This is a genomic window from Sinorhizobium sp. BJ1, assembly GCF_002531555.1.
GTDB classification, from domain to species: domain Bacteria; phylum Pseudomonadota; class Alphaproteobacteria; order Rhizobiales; family Rhizobiaceae; genus Sinorhizobium; species Sinorhizobium fredii_B.
Map to the genome: position 1 here is coordinate 1 of NZ_NWTH01000058.1, position 18,828 is coordinate 18,828.

Here is an 18,828-nt window from a genome sequence, read left to right on the forward strand (position 1 = left end):
GCTATCCGTGAAGGCGGCCGCACCGTCGGCGCCGGCATCGTCGCCTCCATCGTCGAGTAACTCCGGTTCCACCGGATTTTGATGAGGGCCCCGCAGGCAACTGCGGGGCTTTTTTCGTTGGCGGGACAACCCCTTGCGTGTGTTGTTTGCAACAGAGCGCCCATGGCTTGGCTTGCCGCGGGCGATTGCCGCGAGGCACTCGCGCCTGAATGTGCTATTCTCCGATCCAGACGATTTGCCGGAATGGCACCGGTTGCGACCGAGGATCGGAATCTCAAATGATAAAATGCAAAGCTGCGCGGCTCGCCGTGGCGAGCATCGCTTTGATCTGTGCGGGACTCTCTGCGGCTACGGCATCGGCCACAGACAGGGACGCCTTTATCTGGGCGCCCTCGAAGACGGGAGCCAATGCCTACAGGCTAAGCGCCGGTGTGCGTCTGCCGGGGCGCTGGGACGCGACCGCGGGTGCCGAGATCTCGATGCGTGCGGCGCCGTCCGGGAAAATCGATCCACCGGATGCGCCGTTGCGGCTCTGGGGCTTGCTATCGCGCAAGCGCGGCCAGCCGGCGGCCGCACGTTCCACACAGATCAATATGGACTTCAATGCTCTGAGCGGGGTGGGCAACATCGGACTCGGAACCGCGCGCACCTGGATCGTAACGCCGTCACTCGACGCGGAGGTCCGCCGCAACTTATCGCTTCAATGCAACGCCTATGAAAACCACTGCCGTGGACCAAGGCTGACGCAATCGGCCAGGGTGATTGCTCCGGCAACCCGGACGTCCATCGTTGCGCATAGTCATATCTCCGATGACGGGCTGAGCGGCTTGAGTCGCATCGGTGTCGAGCAGAAGGTCGGCAACCTTCAATTCGGCGCCGCCGTTGTCGATCCGCTGTTGGCGCCACGCAGCGTTTTCGACGTCCGCTACAGCCTGAGATGGTGACGTGGCAGGCACATGAATCGCCCTGCCGCGTCGTCCGCTGACCATGTTGACCGCACGCCTCGTGCAAACCCATCTTGCGCACGCGCGGAAACGACTTAACTATTGCCGATCATTGTTGCGGGGGAGGCGTCATGAAGAAGCGGATTCTCTTTACCGGCGGCGCCGGCAAGGCCGGGCGGCATGCCGTGCCCTATCTCGTCGAAGCGGGGTATGAAGTGCACAATGTCGACCTTGTGCCGCTCGACAGCCCTGGCGTCACCAACCTGATCGCCGACATCACCGACGGCGGCCAGATGTTCAACGCGCTGTCGATGCATCGGGATTTTCCGGATCTCGATCAGGGGCAGGGGCCGCAACCCTTCGACGCCGTCGTCCACTTTGCCGCCATTCCGCGCATCCTCATCAAGCCGGACAACGAAACCTTCCGAGTCAACGTGATGGGCACCTATAACGTCATCGAGGCGGCGGTGAAGCTCGGCATCCGCAAGGTCATCGTTGCGTCAAGCGAGACGACCTACGGCGTCTGCTTCGCCGAAGGCCACCGCGATTTCCATCGCTTCCCGCTGGAGGAGGATTACGACGTCAATCCGATGGACTCCTACGGCCTTTCCAAGGTGGTGAACGAAAAGACGGCGCGCGCTTTTGCGGAGCGGACCGGCTTCGACATTTACGCGCTGCGCATCGGCAACGTCATCGAGCCGCATGAATATGAGCGCTTTCCCCATTATTTCGCGCATCCGGAGATCCGCAAGCGGATTGCCTGGAGCTATATCGACGCTCGGGACTTGGGGCAGATCGTCAAGCTCTGCATCGAGAAGGACGGGCTCGGTTTTGAGATCTTCAATGCCTGCAACGACACGGTGTCTGCCAACACGCCGACCCGGGAACTCGCTAGGCGCTTCTACCCGAATGTACCGTTCACCAGGGAGATCGACGAGTTCGAAGGGCTGCTCTCGAATCGGAAGATCCGTGAGGTCCTCGGCTTCAAGGAGGAGCACGACTGGCGAAAATATGTGCCGCTTGACACCTGATGCATGTCGCCCAAAAGTGTGCAGCGGTTTCGGGATCACAACATGCATGAAACAAAGCCGAAGCCCCCCGCCTGAATACGTTGAAAGGCGACGCGCTATAGCCACGGGGCGATCCTGGGTGTGAATCAATGACCGGAAATTTTCTCGGCCCTTTTTGCTCTTTTGTCGCAAATGCGCTTGAAAGGATCCGGTAAACTGAATAAGAAGCCGCAGACTTGAGATGCATCCGGTCGCGGTTGCGCGTCTCGGTCTAGGGGTATAGCTCAGTTGGTAGAGCGGCGGTCTCCAAAACCGCAGGTCGGGGGTTCGAGCCCCTCTGCCCCTGCCACTTTCCCTCGTTCTTGCCCTGTCGTTCGAATTCGGCGAGAATGTCCGGGACGGGCGGTGCGGCCGTCCTTATTATTCACAAAAAAGACCGATCGGCTCTTGTGGTTTTTGGAATCGGTCTTTATGTAGGGTCCAAACAGACACGCGGTGCGTGGGGCTGATACATCGGCTTTACGTGCCGTAATGGCGTGAGCATTTTATGGCATCCAAAACGAATCCGTTCACGTTTCTGCAGCAGGTACGCTCTGAAACGTCAAAAGTGACTTGGCCTTCGCGGCGCGAGACGACGATCTCGACGCTGATGGTCTTCGTCATGGTCTCTTTTGCCGCCGCCTTCTTCTTTGGTGCGGACCAGTTGATGGGTTGGCTGATGAGCCTGATCCTCAACGTTGGCGCTTGATTTGGGTGGAGAATAGCATGGCTGCGCGCTGGTATATCGTTCACGCCTATTCGAATTTCGAAAAGAAGGTCGCCGAATCGATCGAGGAGAAGGCGAGGCAGAAGGGCCTTTCGCATTTGTTTGAGAAGATTCTCGTTCCGACCGAGAAGGTGGTCGAGGTGCGTCGCGGCCGCAAGGTCGATGCCGAGCGAAAGTTCTTCCCGGGTTATGTTCTCGTGCGGGCGAATTTGACGGACGAGGCCTACCACCTCATCAAGAATACGCCGAAGGTGACCGGATTTCTCGGGACGGACAGCAAGCCTGTGCCGATTCCGGATCATGAGGCGGACCGTATTCTCGGTCAGGTGCAGGATGGCGTCGAGCGTCCGAAACCTTCTATTTCCTTCGAGATCGGCGAGCAGGTCCGTGTCTCGGATGGCCCCTTCGCCTCCTTTAACGGCATCGTACAGGATGTCGATGAGGAGCGCTCGCGCCTGAAGGTCGAGGTGTCGATCTTCGGCCGCGCGACCCCGGTCGAGCTGGAATACGGCCAGGTCGAAAAGGTCTGAGAGAACGCAGGTTTATGAAGTGGGCAGGCTGACGTCGTCGGCTTGCTCCGGCGGAGTGATCCGCATGCGCGTGGGAGGGAGCCGGTCTTAGCCGGGCCGGTATATCCGCACCACGCAACCGCAGCCGCCGGTCAACCGACCGGCAAGGAAGCCGGGCAACCGGCTGAACAGTTCCCGCTTCCGGTTAGCCGGGCGGGGCAAAGAGAGGCAGAGAGAAATGGCTAAGAAAGTTGCAGGCCAGCTCAAGCTGCAGGTAAAGGCCGGCTCGGCGAACCCGTCGCCGCCGATCGGTCCTGCGCTTGGTCAGCGTGGCATTAACATCATGGAATTCTGCAAGGCGTTCAACGCCGCCACGCAGGAAATGGAAAAAGGTATGCCGATTCCGGTCGTCATCACCTATTACCAGGACAAGTCCTTCACCTTCATCATGAAGCAGCCGCCGGTCAGCTACTTCCTGAAGCGCGAAGCGAAGATCCAGTCCGGTTCGAAGACTCCGGGCAAGGCCAAGGCAGGTTCGATCTCCAAGGATCAGATCCGCACGATCGCAGAGGCCAAGATGAAGGACCTCAACGCGGCCGATATCGAAGGCGCAATGGCAATGGTCGAGGGCTCCGCCCGCTCCATGGGCCTGGAAGTGACGGGCTAAGACCATGGCGAAGATTGCAAAGCGTGTACAGAAGTCCCGCGAGGGCATTGATCCGGTGAAGGTCTACGGCCTCACCGAAGCAGTGACGCTCGTCAAGGAGCGTGCAACCGCCAAGTTCGACGAGACGATCGAAGTGGCGATGAACCTCGGCGTCGATCCGCGCCATGCCGACCAGATGGTCCGCGGCGTCGTCAACCTGCCGAACGGCACCGGCCGCTCGGTTCGTGTCGCCGTTTTCGCCCGTGGCGCGAAGGCCGATGAAGCCAAGGCCGCCGGCGCCGACGTCGTCGGCGCGGAAGACCTCGTCGAAATCGTCCAGGGCGGCAAGATCGACTTCGATCGCTGCATCGCGACCCCGGACATGATGCCGCTCGTCGGTCGTCTCGGTAAGGTTCTCGGCCCGCGCGGCATGATGCCGAACCCGAAGGTCGGGACCGTCACCATGGACGTCACGGCGGCCGTCAAGGCTTCGAAGGGCGGCGCCGTCGAGTTCCGCGTCGAGAAGGCGGGCATCGTTCATGCCGGCATCGGCAAGGCATCCTTCGATGCCAAGGCGCTGGAAGAGAACATCCGCGCCTTCGCAGACGCGGTGATCAAGGCGAAGCCGACCGGTGCCAAGGGTAACTACGTCAAGCGCGTGGCCATCTCCTCGACGATGGGCCCCGGCCTCAAGATCGACCCGGCAACGCTGAGCGTCGCCTAAGAAATTGCGGGCTTCGGCCCGAAACCGAATTTCCGGCCTTTCGAGGCCGGAAATATCCGGGCTTCCGGCCCGGAGTTCCTGTCCGAGATTGCGGGTGGTTCTACCTTAATCACCATTGCCCGCATGAGACGGGGAAGACCTGGATTTCAATCGCGCCATTGGCGTCGAAATTCGGTTCGAACCTCGCTTGCCTTGTGTCAGACCCGGCTCTTCCGGGAACGCCAAGGGACAGGATCCTTAAGCGTTGCTTGGGATCGAGCATGATCCCGGTGACAAAGGCAAACCCGGCAGGGCTGCGATGAGCAACCCTGTCAACTGGAGACAGACAGTGGAAAGAGCGGAAAAACGCGAATTCGTCACGGAGCTGAACGAAGTCTTCAAGGCTTCCGGTTCGGTTGTCGTGGCCCACTATGCTGGTGTCACAGTTGCGCAGATGAACGACTTCCGTTCGAAGATGCGCGCTGCTGGCGGCACCGTCAGAGTCGCGAAAAACCGCCTGGCCAAGATCGCTCTTCAGGGCACGGAGTCTGAAGGGATGACCGATCTCTTCAAGGGGCAGACGCTGATCGCTTTCAGCGCCGACCCGATCACGGCTCCGAAGGTCGTCATGGATTTCGCCAAGACCAACGACAAGCTCGTTGTTCTGGGCGGCGCCATGGGGACAACCACGCTCAACGCCGAAGCAGTCAAGTCGCTTGCGACCCTGCCTTCGCTCGATGAGCTGCGCGCGAAGCTGCTGGGCCTTCTCAATGCCCCGGCAACCCGCGTCGCGACGGTTGTCGCAGCACCGGCAAGCCAGCTTGCCCGCGTGTTCTCGGCCTATGCCAAGAAGGACGAAGCCGCCTGAGGCGGAATTTCGCTGTTGTATTTAAAACCAGTTCGAACCGAACAAAAGGAAAAGTAAAATGGCTGATCTCGCAAAGATCGTTGAAGACCTCTCCTCGCTGACCGTTCTGGAAGCTGCAGAACTTTCGAAGCTTCTCGAAGAAAAGTGGGGCGTTTCTGCTGCTGCTCCGGTAGCAGTTGCTGCTGCTGGCGGCGCTGCTGGCGCTGCTGCTCCGGCTGAAGAAGAAAAGACCGAGTTCGACGTCATCCTGACGGATGCCGGCGCGAACAAGATCAACGTCATCAAGGAAGTCCGCGCCATCACCGGCCTCGGCCTCAAGGAAGCCAAGGACCTCGTCGAAGGCGCTCCGAAGGCTGTCAAGGAAGCTGTTTCCAAGGCTGAAGCTGCTGACCTCAAGAAGAAGCTCGAAGACGCTGGCGCCAAGGTCGACGTCAAGTAATTCGACGAAATGCGAAGGGAGGGGGCCCTTGTGGCCGCCTCTCTTTGACCGTTTTTGGAACATATTACCCAAAAGCCTGTCGAAAACGGCTTTTGGGTAATGGGTTCTTCAAGAGGATGGTCGCGATCGGGGGATAGCACAGCAATCCGTGCTGGCGTCTTTCGGAAGCTCGACGAGATTGAACTACTCATTGATCGACGGGATCGACTGGCCATCGGTTCCCGTCCGTTGCAGGCCCGGATGCAAGATTGACAAGGAGCGACGATGGCTCAGACCCTTTCGTTCAACGGTCGTAGGCGCGTACGCAAGTTTTTTGGAAAGATCCCCGAAGTCGCAGAGATGCCGAACCTCATCGAGGTTCAGAAGGCGTCCTACGACCAGTTCCTCATGGTGGAAGAGCCCGCAGGCGGACGCCCCGACGAGGGACTTCAAGCTGTTTTCAAATCGGTATTTCCGATCAAGGATTTCTCGGGCGCCTCGATGCTCGAATTCGTTTCCTACGAATTCGAACCGCCGAAGTTCGACGTCGAAGAATGCCGCCAGCGCGACCTGACCTATGCGGCGCCGCTCAAGGTGACGCTGCGGCTGATCGTGTTCGATATCGACGAGGACACCGGCGCCAAGTCGGTCAAGGACATCAAGGAACAGAACGTCTATATGGGCGACATGCCGCTCATGACGGACAATGGTACCTTCATCGTCAACGGCACCGAGCGCGTCATCGTCTCGCAGATGCACCGTTCGCCGGGCGTCTTCTTCGACCATGACAAGGGCAAGAGCCACTCTTCCGGCAAGCTGCTTTTCGCCGCGCGCGTCATTCCGTATCGCGGTTCGTGGCTCGACATCGAGTTCGACGCCAAGGACATCGTGCATGCGCGTATCGACCGTCGCCGCAAGATTCCGGTGACGTCGCTCCTGATGGCGCTCGGCATGGATGGAGAGGAAATCCTCGACACGTTCTACACGAAGTCGCTCTACCAGCGTGACGGCGAGGGCTGGCGCGTGCCGTTCCAGCCGGATGCGCTGAAGGGTCAGAAGACGCTCGCCGACATGATCGACGCCGACACCGGCGAAGTTGTCGTCGAGACCGGCAAGAAGCTGACGCCGCGCCTGCTGCGGCAGTTGCAGGACAAGGGCCTGAAGGCGCTCAAGGCGACCGACGACGACCTCTACGGCAACTACCTCGCCGAGGACGTCGTCAACATCGAAACCGGCGAAATCTACCTGGAAGCCGGCGACGAGATCGACGAGAAGACGCTTCCCGTCATCCTGTCGGCCGGCTTCGACGAGATCCCGGTTCTCGACATCGACCATATCAATGTCGGTGCCTACATCCGCAACACGCTTTCTGCCGACAAGAATGAGAACCGGCAGGATGCGCTGTTCGACATCTATCGCGTCATGCGCCCCGGCGAGCCGCCGACCATGGATTCGGCCGAAGCCATGTTCAACGCGCTGTTCTTTGACGCCGAGCGCTACGACCTCTCGGCCGTCGGCCGCGTGAAGATGAACATGCGCCTCGACCTCGACGTGCCGGACACCGTCCGCACGCTGCGCAAGGAAGATATCCTGGCGGTCGTCAAGATGCTGGTCGAGCTGCGCGACGGCAAGGGCGAGATCGACGACATCGACAATCTCGGCAACCGCCGCGTCCGCTCGGTCGGCGAGTTGATGGAGAATCAGTACCGTCTGGGCCTCCTGCGCATGGAGCGCGCGATCAAGGAACGCATGTCCTCGATCGAGATCGACACCGTCATGCCGCAGGATCTGATCAACGCGAAGCCGGCAGCTGCTGCCGTTCGCGAGTTCTTCGGCTCCTCGCAGCTTTCGCAGTTCATGGACCAGGTGAACCCGCTCTCGGAAATCACCCACAAGCGCCGCCTTTCGGCTCTTGGCCCGGGTGGTTTGACCCGCGAGCGCGCCGGCTTCGAAGTGCGCGACGTGCATCCGACCCATTACGGCCGCATCTGCCCGATCGAAACGCCGGAAGGTCCGAACATCGGTCTGATCAACTCGCTTGCGACCTTTGCCCGCGTCAACAAGTACGGCTTCATCGAGAGCCCGTATCGCAAGATCGTCGACGGCAATGTGACGAGCGACGTCGTCTATCTTTCGGCGATGGAGGAAGCGAAGTACCACGTCGCTCAGGCCAACTCGGTGCTGAACGATGACGGGTCCTTCGCTGAAGAGTTCGTCGTCTGCCGTCATGCCGGCGAAGTTATGCTGGCACCGCGCGACAACATCAACCTGATGGACGTTTCGCCGAAGCAGCTCGTTTCGGTCGCCGCGGCGCTCATCCCGTTCCTCGAGAACGACGACGCCAACCGAGCGCTGATGGGCTCGAACATGCAGCGTCAGGCTGTGCCGCTGCTGAGAGCCGAGGCTCCGTTCGTCGGCACCGGTATGGAATCGGTGGTTGCGCGCGACTCCGGCGCGGCGATTGCCGCCCGCCGTGGCGGCGTCGTCGACCAGGTCGATGCGACGCGTATCGTTGTCCGCGCTACCGAAGACCTCGATCCGTCGAAGTCCGGCGTCGATATCTACCGTCTGCAGAAGTTCCAGCGCTCCAACCAGAATACCTGCGTCAACCAGCGCCCGCTGGTCACCGTCGGTGACTTGGTGAACAAGGGCGACATCATCGCGGACGGTCCGTCGACCGATCTCGGTGACCTGGCTCTCGGCCGCAACGCGCTCGTCGCGTTCATGCCGTGGAACGGCTACAACTACGAAGACTCGATCCTGCTTTCCGAGCGGATCGTGCGCGATGACGTCTTCACCTCGATCCATATCGAGGAATTCGAAGTGATGGCACGCGACACCAAGCTCGGTCCGGAAGAAATCACACGCGACATTCCGAACGTATCGGAAGAAGCGCTGAAGAACCTGGACGAAGCCGGTATCGTCTACATCGGCGCCGAAGTTCAGCCGGGGGACATCCTGGTCGGCAAGATCACGCCGAAGGGCGAAAGCCCGATGACGCCGGAAGAAAAGCTGCTGCGCGCCATCTTCGGCGAAAAGGCGTCGGACGTGCGTGATACGTCCATGCGCATGCCGCCCGGCACCTTCGGTACGATCGTCGAAGTTCGTGTCTTCAACCGCCACGGTGTGGAGAAGGACGAGCGTGCGATGGCGATCGAACGCGAGGAGATCGAACGCCTCGCCAAGGACCGCGACGACGAGCAGGCGATCCTCGACCGCAACGTCTATGCGCGCCTCATTGATATGTTGCGCGGTCATGTTGCCGTTGCCGGGCCGAAGGGCTTCAAGAAGGGAACCGAACTGTCGAATGCGGTGATCAGTGAATATCCGCGCTCGCAGTGGTGGATGTTCGCCATCGAGGACGAAAAGGCTCAGGGCGAGATCGAAGCGCTTCGCGCCCAGTACGACGAGTCCAAGTCGCGCCTCGAACAGCGCTTTATGGACAAGGTCGAGAAGGTCCAGCGTGGCGACGAGATGCCTCCGGGCGTCATGAAGATGGTCAAGGTCTTCGTCGCCGTGAAGCGCAAGATCCAGCCGGGTGACAAGATGGCCGGCCGTCACGGCAACAAGGGCGTCGTGTCGCGGATCGTGCCGATCGAAGACATGCCGTTCCTCGAAGATGGCACGCATGTCGACGTGGTGCTGAACCCGCTCGGCGTGCCGTCGCGCATGAACGTCGGTCAGATCCTTGAGACGCATCTCGGCTGGGCTTGCGCCGGAATGGGCAAGAAGATCGGCGCGATGCTCGATGCCTATAAGGCCGGATCTGACATCCAGCCGCTGCGCGACACCATTGACAGCGTCATCGGATCCGGTCCGAAGGGCGAGCCGATCAAGCAGTACGACGATGAATCGATCGTGCGGCTGGCCGAGCAGACCCGCCGCGGTGTCTCTATCGCAACGCCCGTCTTCGACGGCGCTGTCGAGGCGGACGTCAACGAGATGCTTGAGCAGGCAGGTCTGAAGGTAACGGGTCAGTCGACGCTTTATGATGGCCGTACCGGCGATCAGTTCGACCGTCAGGTGACCGTTGGCTACATCTACATGCTGAAGCTCAACCACCTGGTCGACGACAAGATCCACGCCCGTTCGATCGGTCCGTACTCGCTCGTCACCCAGCAGCCGCTGGGCGGCAAGGCGCAGTTCGGCGGCCAGCGCTTCGGCGAAATGGAGGTCTGGGCGCTCGAAGCCTACGGCGCCGCCTACACGCTGCAGGAAATGCTGACGGTCAAGTCGGACGACGTGGCCGGCCGCACCAAGGTCTACGAGGCGATCGTCCGTGGCGACGATACGTTTGAGGCGGGCATTCCGGAGAGCTTCAACGTTCTCGTCAAGGAAATGCGCTCGCTCGGCCTCTCCGTCGAGCTGGAGAACTCGAAGGTCGACGATGTCGGCACGGCGGCGCAGCTGCCGGACGCGGCGGAGTAAGACGATATCCGGTGCGTGCCGCTAGACGGCACGCACCGTTTCCGCCGCTGGGCATCTCGCTTTGCCCGCGGCAGGAACAGGGCCGCACCCGATGCGGTTTTAGCTGTTTATGGGCAGGGGCTGGCGCCCGGGATTTGCCGGCACCCTCGCCAAGCTCAGGGCGTATCGCCCGCAAAGGAGACAGGCATGAACCAAGAGGTCATGAATCTTTTCAATCCGCAGGTGCCTGCACAGACCTTCGATTCCATCCGGATTTCGATCGCGTCGCCGGAGAAGATTCTTTCCTGGTCTTACGGTGAGATCAAGAAACCGGAGACGATCAACTACCGCACCTTCAAGCCAGAGCGCGACGGTCTGTTCTGCGCACGCATCTTCGGTCCGATCAAGGACTACGAGTGCCTGTGCGGCAAGTACAAGCGCATGAAGTACAAGGGCATCATCTGCGAAAAGTGCGGCGTCGAAGTAACGCTGTCGCGCGTTCGCCGCGAGCGCATGGGCCATATCGAGCTCGCCGCGCCCGTTGCCCACATCTGGTTCCTGAAGTCGCTGCCGAGCCGCATCGCGACGCTGCTCGACATGACGCTGAAGGATATCGAGCGCGTTCTTTATTTCGAGAACTACATCGTCACCGAGCCGGGCCTGACTTCGCTCAAGGAGAACCAGCTTCTCAGCGAAGAAGAGTATATGATTGCCGTCGACGAGTTCGGTGAAGACCAGTTCACCGCGATGATCGGCGCCGAAGCGATCTACGAGATGCTCGCTTCGATGAATCTCGAGAAGATCGCCGGCGATCTGCGGGCCGAAATGGCCGAGACGACTTCGGATCTGAAGCAGAAGAAGCTGATGAAGCGGCTGAAGATCGTCGAGAACTTCATGGAGTCCGGCAACCGTCCGGAATGGATGATCATGAAGGTCGTTCCTGTGATCCCGCCGGATCTGCGTCCGCTCGTGCCGCTCGACGGCGGCCGTTTCGCGACGTCGGACCTGAACGACCTCTACCGCCGCGTCATCAACCGTAACAACCGTCTGAAGCGGCTGATCGAACTGCGCGCGCCGGGCATCATCATCCGCAACGAAAAGCGCATGCTGCAGGAATCCGTCGATGCGCTGTTCGACAACGGCCGTCGCGGTCGCGTCATCACCGGTGCCAACAAGCGTCCGCTGAAGTCGCTCTCCGACATGCTCAAGGGCAAGCAGGGCCGCTTCCGCCAGAACCTGCTCGGCAAGCGGGTCGACTATTCCGGCCGTTCGGTCATCGTGACCGGTCCGGAACTCAAGCTGCATCAGTGCGGCCTGCCGAAGAAGATGGCGCTCGAGCTCTTCAAGCCGTTCATCTACGCCCGTCTCGACGCGAAGGGTTATTCCTCGACCGTCAAGCAGGCGAAGAAGCTCGTCGAAAAAGAAAAGCCGGAAGTCTGGGATATCCTCGACGAGGTCATCCGCGAGCATCCGGTGCTCCTGAACCGCGCGCCGACACTGCACCGCCTGGGCATCCAGGCCTTCGAGCCGATCCTGGTCGAAGGCAAGGCGATCCAGTTGCACCCGCTCGTCTGCACCGCCTTCAACGCCGACTTCGATGGCGACCAGATGGCCGTTCACGTGCCGCTGTCGCTCGAAGCCCAGCTTGAAGCCCGCGTGCTGATGATGTCGACGAACAACATCCTGCATCCGGCAAACGGCGCACCGATCATCGTTCCGTCGCAGGACATGGTTCTCGGTCTCTATTACCTGTCGATCTTGAACCAGAACGAACCGGGCGAAGGCATGGCCTTCTCCGACATGGGCGAACTGCACCATGCGCTGGAAACCAAGGTCGTCACCCTGCACGCCAAGATCCGTGGCCGCTACAAGACCGTCGACGCCGAGGGCAACCCGGTCTCGAAGATCTATGAAACGACGCCCGGTCGCATGATCATCGGCGAACTCCTGCCGAAGAACCCGAACGTTCCGTTCGAAACCTGCAACCAGGAGATGACCAAGAAGAACATCTCGAAGATGATCGACACGGTCTATCGCCATTGCGGTCAGAAGGACACGGTGATCTTCTGCGACCGGATCATGCAGCTCGGCTTCGCGCACGCCTGCCGCGCCGGCATTTCGTTCGGCAAGGACGACATGGTGATCCCCGACACCAAGGTGAAGATCGTCGGCGATACCGAAGCGCTCGTGAAGGAATACGAGCAGCAGTACAATGACGGCCTGATCACCCAGGGCGAAAAGTACAACAAGGTCGTCGACGCCTGGGGCAAGGCAACCGAAAAGGTCGCCGAAGAGATGATGGCGCGCATCAAGGCGGTCGAGTTTGACGACAATGGTCGCCAGAAGCCGATGAACTCGATCTACATGATGTCTCACTCGGGTGCTCGTGGTTCGCCGAACCAGATGCGCCAGCTGGGCGGCATGCGCGGCCTCATGGCCAAGCCGTCGGGCGAGATCATCGAAACGCCGATCATCTCGAACTTCAAGGAAGGCCTGACCGTGAACGAGTACTTCAACTCGACGCACGGTGCCCGTAAGGGTCTGGCAGACACCGCCTTGAAGACCGCGAACTCCGGCTACCTGACCCGTCGTCTCGTTGACGTCGCGCAGGACTGCATCGTCACGCATGTCGATTGCGGCACGGACAAGGGTCTGACCATGACGGCGATCGTCGATGCCGGTCAGGTCGTCGCCTCGATCGGACAGCGTATCCTCGGTCGTACGGCGCTCGACAACATCGACAACCCGGTCACTGGCGAACGCATCGTCGATGCCGGCCGGATGATCCTCGAAGCCGATGTCGCACTCATCGAGAAGGCCGGCATTCAGTCCGTCCGCATTCGTTCGGCACTGACCTGCGAAATCCAGACCGGCGTCTGCGGCGTCTGCTATGGCCGTGACCTGGCCCGCGGTACGCCCGTCAACATGGGTGAGGCCGTCGGCGTCATCGCGGCACAGTCGATCGGTGAACCGGGCACGCAGCTGACTATGCGTACCTTCCACCTCGGCGGCACTGCGACCGTGGTCGACCAGTCGTTCCTCGAAGCGTCCTACGAGGGTACGGTCCAGATCAAGAACCGCAACATGCTGCGCAACTCCGATGGCGTACTTGTCGCCATGGGCCGCAACATGGCGATCCAGATCCTGGACGAACGCGGTGTCGAGCGGTCCTCGCAGCGCGTCGCCTATGGTTCGAAGATCTTCGTCGATGACGGCGACAAGGTGAAGCGCGGCCAGCGTTTCGCCGAGTGGGACCCCTATACCCGTCCGATGATGACGGAAGTCGAAGGTACCGTTCACTTCGAAGACGTGGTCGACGGCATCTCGGTTCTCGAGTCGACGGACGAATCGACCGGCATCACCAAGCGTCAGGTTATCGACTGGCGTTCGACGCCGCGCGGTACGGACCTCAAGCCGGCGATCGTCATCAAGGACAAGAGCGGCAGCATTGCCAAGCTCGCCCGCGGCGGCGAAGCCCGCTTCATGCTCTCGGTCGATGCGATCCTTTCGGTCGAGCCGGGACAGAAGGTCAGCCAGGGCGACGTTCTTGCCCGTTCGCCGCTCGAAAGCGCCAAGACCAAGGATATCACCGGTGGTCTGCCGCGCGTTGCCGAGCTCTTCGAGGCCCGTCGTCCGAAGGACCACGCCATCATCGCTGAGATCGACGGTACGGTTCGCTTCGGCCGCGACTACAAGAACAAGCGTCGCGTGCTGATCGAGCCGGCGGAAGACGGTGTGGAGCCGGTCGAGTACCTGATTCCGAAGGGCAAGCCCTTCCACCTTCAGGATGGCGACTACATCGAAAAGGGTGATTACATCCTCGACGGCAACCCGGCGCCGCATGACATCCTGGCGATCAAGGGCGTGGAGGCACTGGCTTCCTACCTCGTCAACGAGATCCAGGAAGTCTACCGTCTGCAGGGCGTTGTCATCAACGACAAGCACATCGAGGTGATCGTCCGGCAGATGCTGCAGAAGGTCGAAATCACCGACGCCGGTGACTCGACCTATATCGTCGGCGACAACGTCGATCGCATCGAGCTCGAGGACGTCAACGATTCGCTGCTTGCCGAGGGCAAGAAGCCGGCCTTTGGCGAGCCGGTTCTGCTCGGCATTACCAAGGCATCGCTGCAGACGCCGTCCTTCATCTCGGCTGCGTCGTTCCAGGAGACCACCAAGGTGCTGACGGAGGCCGCGGTCGCTGGCAAGACGGACAACCTGCAGGGCCTCAAGGAAAACGTCATCGTCGGACGCCTCATCCCGGCCGGTACCGGCGGTACGATGACGCAGATCCGTCGCATCGCCACGGCGCGCGACGAATTGATCCTCGAAGAGCGCCGCAAGGGTACGGGTGCCGACGCTGCGACGCCGATGCTCGCCGACATGGCGAACGAGAACGCCGCGGCGGAGTGAACTGAGAGGGGAGGGCGATCGTCACCCTCTTCGCCATCGAAAAAGCCGCCCGGAGCAATCCGGGCGGCTTTCTTCGTTTCATCTCAAGAAAGTTGGGTCAGCCGAAGCGGATGATCGACACCTCGCCCTCGAGCGCGCCCTGGTAGGCCGACGCATGCGGTTCCTCGTCGGGAATGTCGGTCAGGGTGCCGATCTGATCGAGGTCCGCTTGGAAGAAGCCTTCCTCGGCAAGCGCGTTGAGCGCTTCCCGCACGGCGGTGTCGTCATCCGGTGCCCGGAGCATCACGTGAATCTCCACCCCCTCTTCGTCTCTCTCGTTCTCGTAGGCTTTACCGATGATGACGAAGATCAGCGGCTCTTCGGGTGAATTGTCGTTGTCGGGCAAAATGGGCATGGAAAGATCCTCGTTCGAATGCCGGTTACCTTAACCCGGTTTCGGCTTGTCGCGAAGGTGATAGGAGCCGGGATCCTCGGGAAAGGAGAAAATCGACGGCCGTCAGGGGCGGCCGAATCGTGCCGACTCGCGGGAGTGGGGAACCTCGGGATGTGTTGCCGATTCCTTAAGGGGAGAAGACAATGCGGCGGTTGGTACGACGTGTTTTTACGCGGGAAGCGGCCGGGGCGCCGCAAAGCCTTGTATTTCAGGCATGTCAGGGCTGCAAGACCGAGATTATTTGTTAATTGCCCTTGACTGATCGACCTGAAATCAGTACACCCCGCCGCATCAGAGCCCATGTGAGGCTGGCTGGTTCGGAACGTCGCGTTCTGGAGTTCGCCTCAAACAAGGTTCAAACGCACGCTGAAGACACAATGCTGCACGCAAGACGCGCGAGATAGTGCGTCCTCTGCTTTTGTCGGGGCCATCTGCGGAAAAAGCGGATCGGCCCTCGTTTTGCGCATTTCATAGGCGTTCGGTACCGCCGGCGACGGCAACGATCCGCCCGAAAGGGTAACGAGACAAGTTTTTGCAAGGGATGGTTACATGCCTACCGTAAACCAGCTGATCCGCAAGCCGCGTCAGGCACAGGTAAAGCGCAACAAGGTTCCTGCCCTGCAGGAGAACCCGCAGAAGCGCGGCGTTTGCACCCGCGTCTACACGACGACCCCGAAGAAGCCGAACTCGGCTCTGCGTAAGGTTGCAAAGATCCGCCTGACCAACGGCTTCGAAGTGATCGGCTATATTCCCGGTGAAGGGCACAACCTTCAGGAGCACTCCGTGGTGATGATCCGCGGCGGCCGCGTGAAGGACCTTCCGGGTGTTCGTTACCACATCATCCGCGGCGTTCTCGATACGCAAGGTGTGAAGAACCGCAAGCAGCGTCGTTCGAAGTACGGCGCGAAGCGTCCGAAATAACATCGCAACCGGCGCCATTTCGCTGGTCACAAGATTTAAAAGTTGAGAGACGAAAAGTATGTCCCGACGCCACAGAGCAGAAAAGCGTGAGATCAACCCGGATCCGAAGTTCGGTGATCTGGTCGTCACGAAGTTTATGAACGCAATCATGCTGGACGGTAAGAAGTCCGTCGCAGAAAGCATCGTCTATGGTGCCTTCGAGGCGGTCCAGTCGAAGCTGAAGCAGGAACCGGTCACCGTGTTCCATTCCGCGCTGGACAACATTGCTCCGCATGTCGAAGTGCGTTCGCGCCGCGTCGGTGGTGCTACGTACCAGGTTCCGGTCGACGTTCGTCCGGAGCGTCGCCAGGCCCTCGCCATCCGCTGGCTGATCGCGGCCGCGCGCAAGCGCAACGAAACGACCATGGTTGATCGCCTGTGCGGCGAACTCATGGACGCAGCAAACAACCGTGGCAGCGCCGTGAAGAAGCGCGAAGACACGCACAAGATGGCCGATGCCAACCGTGCGTTCTCGCACTATCGCTGGTAACGGCAACACGTCTCGAAAGGCAGTCACCCATGGCTCGCGAATATAAAATCGAAGACTACCGAAATTTCGGTATCATGGCGCATATCGACGCCGGCAAGACGACGACGACCGAGCGGATCCTCTACTACACCGGCAAGTCCCACAAGATCGGCGAAGTTCACGACGGCGCCGCGACGATGGACTGGATGGAGCAGGAGCAGGAGCGCGGCATCACGATCACGTCTGCAGCCACCACGACCTTCTGGAAGGGCCGTGACGGCAAGATGCGCCGCTTCAACATCATCGACACTCCCGGCCACGTGGACTTCACCATCGAAGTCGAGCGTTCGCTGCGCGTTCTCGACGGCGCCATCGCGCTTCTCGATGCCAACGCCGGCGTTGAGCCGCAGACCGAGACCGTCTGGCGTCAGGCCGAGAAGTATAATGTCCCGCGCATGATCTTCTGCAACAAGATGGACAAGACCGGCGCGGATTTCTACCGCTCAGTCGAGATGATCAAGACCCGTCTCGGCGCGACCGCTGTCGTCATGCAGTTGCCGATCGGCGCCGAAAGCGAATTCAAGGGCGTAGTCGACCTGATCGAGATGAACGCTCTCGTCTGGCGCGACGAGTCGCTCGGCGCCCAGTGGGATGTCGTCGAAATCCCGGCCGACATGAAGGAAAAGGCTGAAGAATACCGCGAAAAGCTGATCGAGACGGTTGTCGAGATCGACGAAGCGGCTATGGAAGCCTATCTCGAAGGTAGCTACCCGGACAACGACAAGATCCGTGAACTGGTTCGCCGCGGCACGATCGACGTGAAGTTCCATCCGATGTTCTGTGGCACGGCCTTCAAGAACAAGGGCGTTCAGCCGCTGCTCGACGCCGTTGTCGACTACCTGCCGTCGCCTATCGATATTCCGGCGATCAAGGGCATCGACGTCAAGACCGAGGCTGAAATCACCCGCAAGGCTGACGATAACGAGCCGCTTTCGATGCTGGCGTTCAAGATCATGAACGACCCCTTCGTCGGTTCGCTGACCTTCGCCCGCATCTATTCCGGCAAGCTCGAAAAGGGCACGTCGGTGATGAACACGGTCAAGGAAAAGCGCGAGCGCGTCGGCCGCATGCTGCAGATGCACTCCAACTCGCGTGAAGACATCGAAGAAGCCTTCGCCGGCGACATCGTTGCTCTCGCGGGCCTCAAGGAAACCACCACTGGCGATACGCTTTGCGATCCGCTGAAGCCGGTTATCCTCGAGCGCATGGAATTCCCCGAGCCGGTCATCCAGATCGCGATCGAGCCGAAGACCAAGGGCGACCAGGAAAAGATGGGCCTCGCGCTCAACCGACTGGCTGCAGAAGACCCGTCCTTCCGCGTCAAGACCGACGAGGAATCCGGCCAGACGATCATTGCCGGCATGGGCGAGCTCCACCTCGACATCATCGTCGACCGCATGCGTCGCGAGTTTAAGGTCGAAGCATCTGTCGGTGCTCCGCAGGTTGCCTACCGTGAAACCATCACGCGTCAGCACGAAGAAGACTACACGCACAAGAAGCAATCCGGTGGTACCGGTCAGTTCGCACGCGTCAAGATCGTCTTCGAACCGAACCCGGAAGGCGAGGACTTCGCATTCGAATCGAAGATCGTCGGCGGTGCGGTTCCGAAGGAATACATCCCGGGCGTTCAGAAGGGCATCGAAAGCGTCCTGTCTTCGGGTCCGCTCGCGGGCTTCCCGATGCTGGGTGTCAAGGCGACGCTCATCGACGGCGCGTTCCACGATGTCGACTCGTCGGTCCTCGCGTTCGAAATCGCTTCGCGCGCTTGCTTCCGTGAAGCGGCCAAGAAGGCCGGTGCTCAGCTCCTCGAGCCGATCATGAAGGTCGAGGTGGTAACGCCGGAAGATTACGTCGGTGACGTGATCGGTGACCTGAACTCTCGCCGTGGCCAGATCCAGGGTCAGGAATCGCGCGGCGTCGCCGTGGTGATCAACGCCCACGTGCCGCTCGCGAACATGTTCAAGTACGTGGACAATCTGCGCTCGATGTCGCAGGGCCGCGCTCAGTACACGATGCTGTTCGATCACTACGCGCCGGTTCCCTCGAACGTCGCGCAGGAAATCCAGGCGAAGTATTCCGGCCAGAAGTGACCGGAATACCCCCGCGCTGAAACAGAATGAAAAGATTTCCCCTCTAGGGGACAGGAAACGGAGAGCCGAAAATGGCAAAGAGCAAATTCGAGCGCAACAAGCCGCACGTCAACATCGGCACGATTGGCCACG

The 18,828-nt window shown here is 60.4% G+C and carries 14 protein-coding genes, 1 tRNA gene and 1 pseudogene; 15 read left to right on the forward strand and 1 reads right to left on the reverse strand.

Annotation, left to right across the window (positions count from 1 at the left end):
• Nucleotides 1–278 precede the first annotated feature (278 nt).
• The 11 genes from CO676_RS32530 (at nucleotide 279) to rpoC (ending at nucleotide 14,684) form a co-directional block, all read left to right on the forward strand.
• Nucleotides 279–944 (forward strand): hypothetical protein, encoded by a 666-nt coding sequence (locus tag CO676_RS32530; protein WP_179875737.1) that lies wholly within the window; start codon nucleotides 279–281, stop codon nucleotides 942–944.
• Between the two features lie 131 nt (nucleotides 945–1,075).
• A complete protein-coding gene (locus tag CO676_RS32535; RefSeq protein ID WP_014764091.1) occupies nucleotides 1,076–1,975 on the forward strand; it encodes an NAD(P)-dependent oxidoreductase in 900 nt (299 codons plus the stop codon).
• Between the two features lie 252 nt (nucleotides 1,976–2,227).
• A tRNA-Trp gene (locus CO676_RS32540) sits at nucleotides 2,228–2,303 on the forward strand.
• Between the two features lie 198 nt (nucleotides 2,304–2,501).
• The gene (secE, locus tag CO676_RS32545) at nucleotides 2,502–2,702 is read left to right on the forward strand and encodes a preprotein translocase subunit SecE (RefSeq protein WP_012707741.1); all 201 of its coding nucleotides are present in this window, start codon (nucleotides 2,502–2,504) and stop codon (nucleotides 2,700–2,702) included.
• Nucleotides 2,703–2,719: 17 nt separating this feature from the next.
• Nucleotides 2,720–3,250, forward strand: coding sequence for a transcription termination/antitermination protein NusG (gene nusG / locus CO676_RS32550; RefSeq protein ID WP_014764092.1), 531 nt, complete (start codon nucleotides 2,720–2,722; stop codon nucleotides 3,248–3,250).
• 217 nt (nucleotides 3,251–3,467) lie between these two features.
• The gene (gene rplK, locus CO676_RS32555) at nucleotides 3,468–3,896 is read left to right on the forward strand and encodes a 50S ribosomal protein L11 (RefSeq protein ID WP_097524115.1); all 429 of its coding nucleotides are present in this window, start codon (nucleotides 3,468–3,470) and stop codon (nucleotides 3,894–3,896) included.
• A gap of 4 nt (nucleotides 3,897–3,900) precedes the next feature.
• Nucleotides 3,901–4,599 (forward strand): 50S ribosomal protein L1, encoded by a 699-nt coding sequence (gene rplA, locus CO676_RS32560; protein WP_014328057.1) that lies wholly within the window; start codon nucleotides 3,901–3,903, stop codon nucleotides 4,597–4,599.
• 328 nt (nucleotides 4,600–4,927) lie between these two features.
• Nucleotides 4,928–5,446: a 50S ribosomal protein L10 gene (gene rplJ / locus CO676_RS32565; protein ID WP_097524116.1), complete on the forward strand. Its 519-nt coding sequence runs from the start codon at nucleotides 4,928–4,930 to the stop codon at nucleotides 5,444–5,446.
• A 58-nt stretch (nucleotides 5,447–5,504) separates the two neighbouring features.
• On the forward strand, nucleotides 5,505–5,885 hold the full coding sequence (rplL, locus tag CO676_RS32570; RefSeq protein WP_014328058.1) for a 50S ribosomal protein L7/L12: 381 nt from the start codon (nucleotides 5,505–5,507) through the stop codon (nucleotides 5,883–5,885).
• Nucleotides 5,886–6,149: 264 nt separating this feature from the next.
• Entirely contained in the window at nucleotides 6,150–10,292 is a 4,143-nt protein-coding gene (rpoB, locus tag CO676_RS32575; RefSeq protein WP_014764095.1) for a DNA-directed RNA polymerase subunit beta, read from the forward strand.
• Between the two features lie 186 nt (nucleotides 10,293–10,478).
• Nucleotides 10,479–14,684 carry a DNA-directed RNA polymerase subunit beta' gene (gene rpoC, locus CO676_RS32580; RefSeq protein WP_014764096.1) on the forward strand — a complete coding sequence of 1,402 codons (4,206 nt, stop codon included), beginning with the start codon at nucleotides 10,479–10,481 and terminating at the stop codon, nucleotides 14,682–14,684.
• Nucleotides 14,685–14,781: 97 nt separating this feature from the next.
• On the opposite strand, the gene CO676_RS32585 is transcribed toward rpoC, so the two are convergent.
• A complete protein-coding gene (locus CO676_RS32585) occupies nucleotides 14,782–15,078 on the reverse strand; it encodes a hypothetical protein (protein ID WP_014764097.1) in 297 nt (98 codons plus the stop codon).
• A gap of 588 nt (nucleotides 15,079–15,666) precedes the next feature.
• Between CO676_RS32585 and rpsL the strand changes: the two genes are divergently transcribed.
• The 4 genes and pseudogenes from rpsL to CO676_RS35850 all read left to right on the forward strand — a co-directional run.
• Nucleotides 15,667–16,038, forward strand: coding sequence for a 30S ribosomal protein S12 (rpsL, locus tag CO676_RS32590; RefSeq protein WP_003507760.1), 372 nt, complete (start codon nucleotides 15,667–15,669; stop codon nucleotides 16,036–16,038).
• Nucleotides 16,039–16,096: 58 nt separating this feature from the next.
• Nucleotides 16,097–16,567 carry a 30S ribosomal protein S7 gene (rpsG, locus tag CO676_RS32595; protein ID WP_014764098.1) on the forward strand — a complete coding sequence of 157 codons (471 nt, stop codon included), beginning with the start codon at nucleotides 16,097–16,099 and terminating at the stop codon, nucleotides 16,565–16,567.
• Between the two features lie 29 nt (nucleotides 16,568–16,596).
• On the forward strand, nucleotides 16,597–18,696 hold the full coding sequence (gene fusA / locus CO676_RS32600; RefSeq protein ID WP_014764099.1) for an elongation factor G: 2,100 nt from the start codon (nucleotides 16,597–16,599) through the stop codon (nucleotides 18,694–18,696).
• A 71-nt stretch (nucleotides 18,697–18,767) separates the two neighbouring features.
• Nucleotides 18,768–18,828 (forward strand): annotated as a pseudogene (locus tag CO676_RS35850) (elongation factor Tu); the annotation flags it as partial.

Excerpts from the sequence above, each read along its gene's own strand:
- rplK (WP_097524115.1), top strand. The coding sequence starts at position 3,468 with ATGGCTAAGAAAGTTGCAGGCCAGCTCAAGCTGCAGGTAAAGGCCGGC.
- nusG (WP_014764092.1), top strand. The coding sequence starts at position 2,720 with ATGGCTGCGCGCTGGTATATCGTTCACGCCTATTCGAATTTCGAAAAG.
- rpsL (WP_003507760.1), top strand. The coding sequence starts at position 15,667 with ATGCCTACCGTAAACCAGCTGATCCGCAAGCCGCGTCAGGCACAGGTA.
- CO676_RS32585 (WP_014764097.1), bottom strand. The coding sequence starts at position 15,078 with ATGCCCATTTTGCCCGACAACGACAATTCACCCGAAGAGCCGCTGATC.
- CO676_RS32530 (WP_179875737.1), top strand. The coding sequence starts at position 279 with ATGATAAAATGCAAAGCTGCGCGGCTCGCCGTGGCGAGCATCGCTTTG.
- rpoC (WP_014764096.1), top strand. The coding sequence starts at position 10,479 with ATGAACCAAGAGGTCATGAATCTTTTCAATCCGCAGGTGCCTGCACAG.
- CO676_RS32535 (WP_014764091.1), top strand. The coding sequence starts at position 1,076 with ATGAAGAAGCGGATTCTCTTTACCGGCGGCGCCGGCAAGGCCGGGCGG.
- rpsG (WP_014764098.1), top strand. The coding sequence starts at position 16,097 with ATGTCCCGACGCCACAGAGCAGAAAAGCGTGAGATCAACCCGGATCCG.
- rplA (WP_014328057.1), top strand. The coding sequence starts at position 3,901 with ATGGCGAAGATTGCAAAGCGTGTACAGAAGTCCCGCGAGGGCATTGAT.
- rplL (WP_014328058.1), top strand. The coding sequence starts at position 5,505 with ATGGCTGATCTCGCAAAGATCGTTGAAGACCTCTCCTCGCTGACCGTT.
- secE (WP_012707741.1), top strand. The coding sequence starts at position 2,502 with ATGGCATCCAAAACGAATCCGTTCACGTTTCTGCAGCAGGTACGCTCT.
- rpoB (WP_014764095.1), top strand. The coding sequence starts at position 6,150 with ATGGCTCAGACCCTTTCGTTCAACGGTCGTAGGCGCGTACGCAAGTTT.
- fusA (WP_014764099.1), top strand. The coding sequence starts at position 16,597 with ATGGCTCGCGAATATAAAATCGAAGACTACCGAAATTTCGGTATCATG.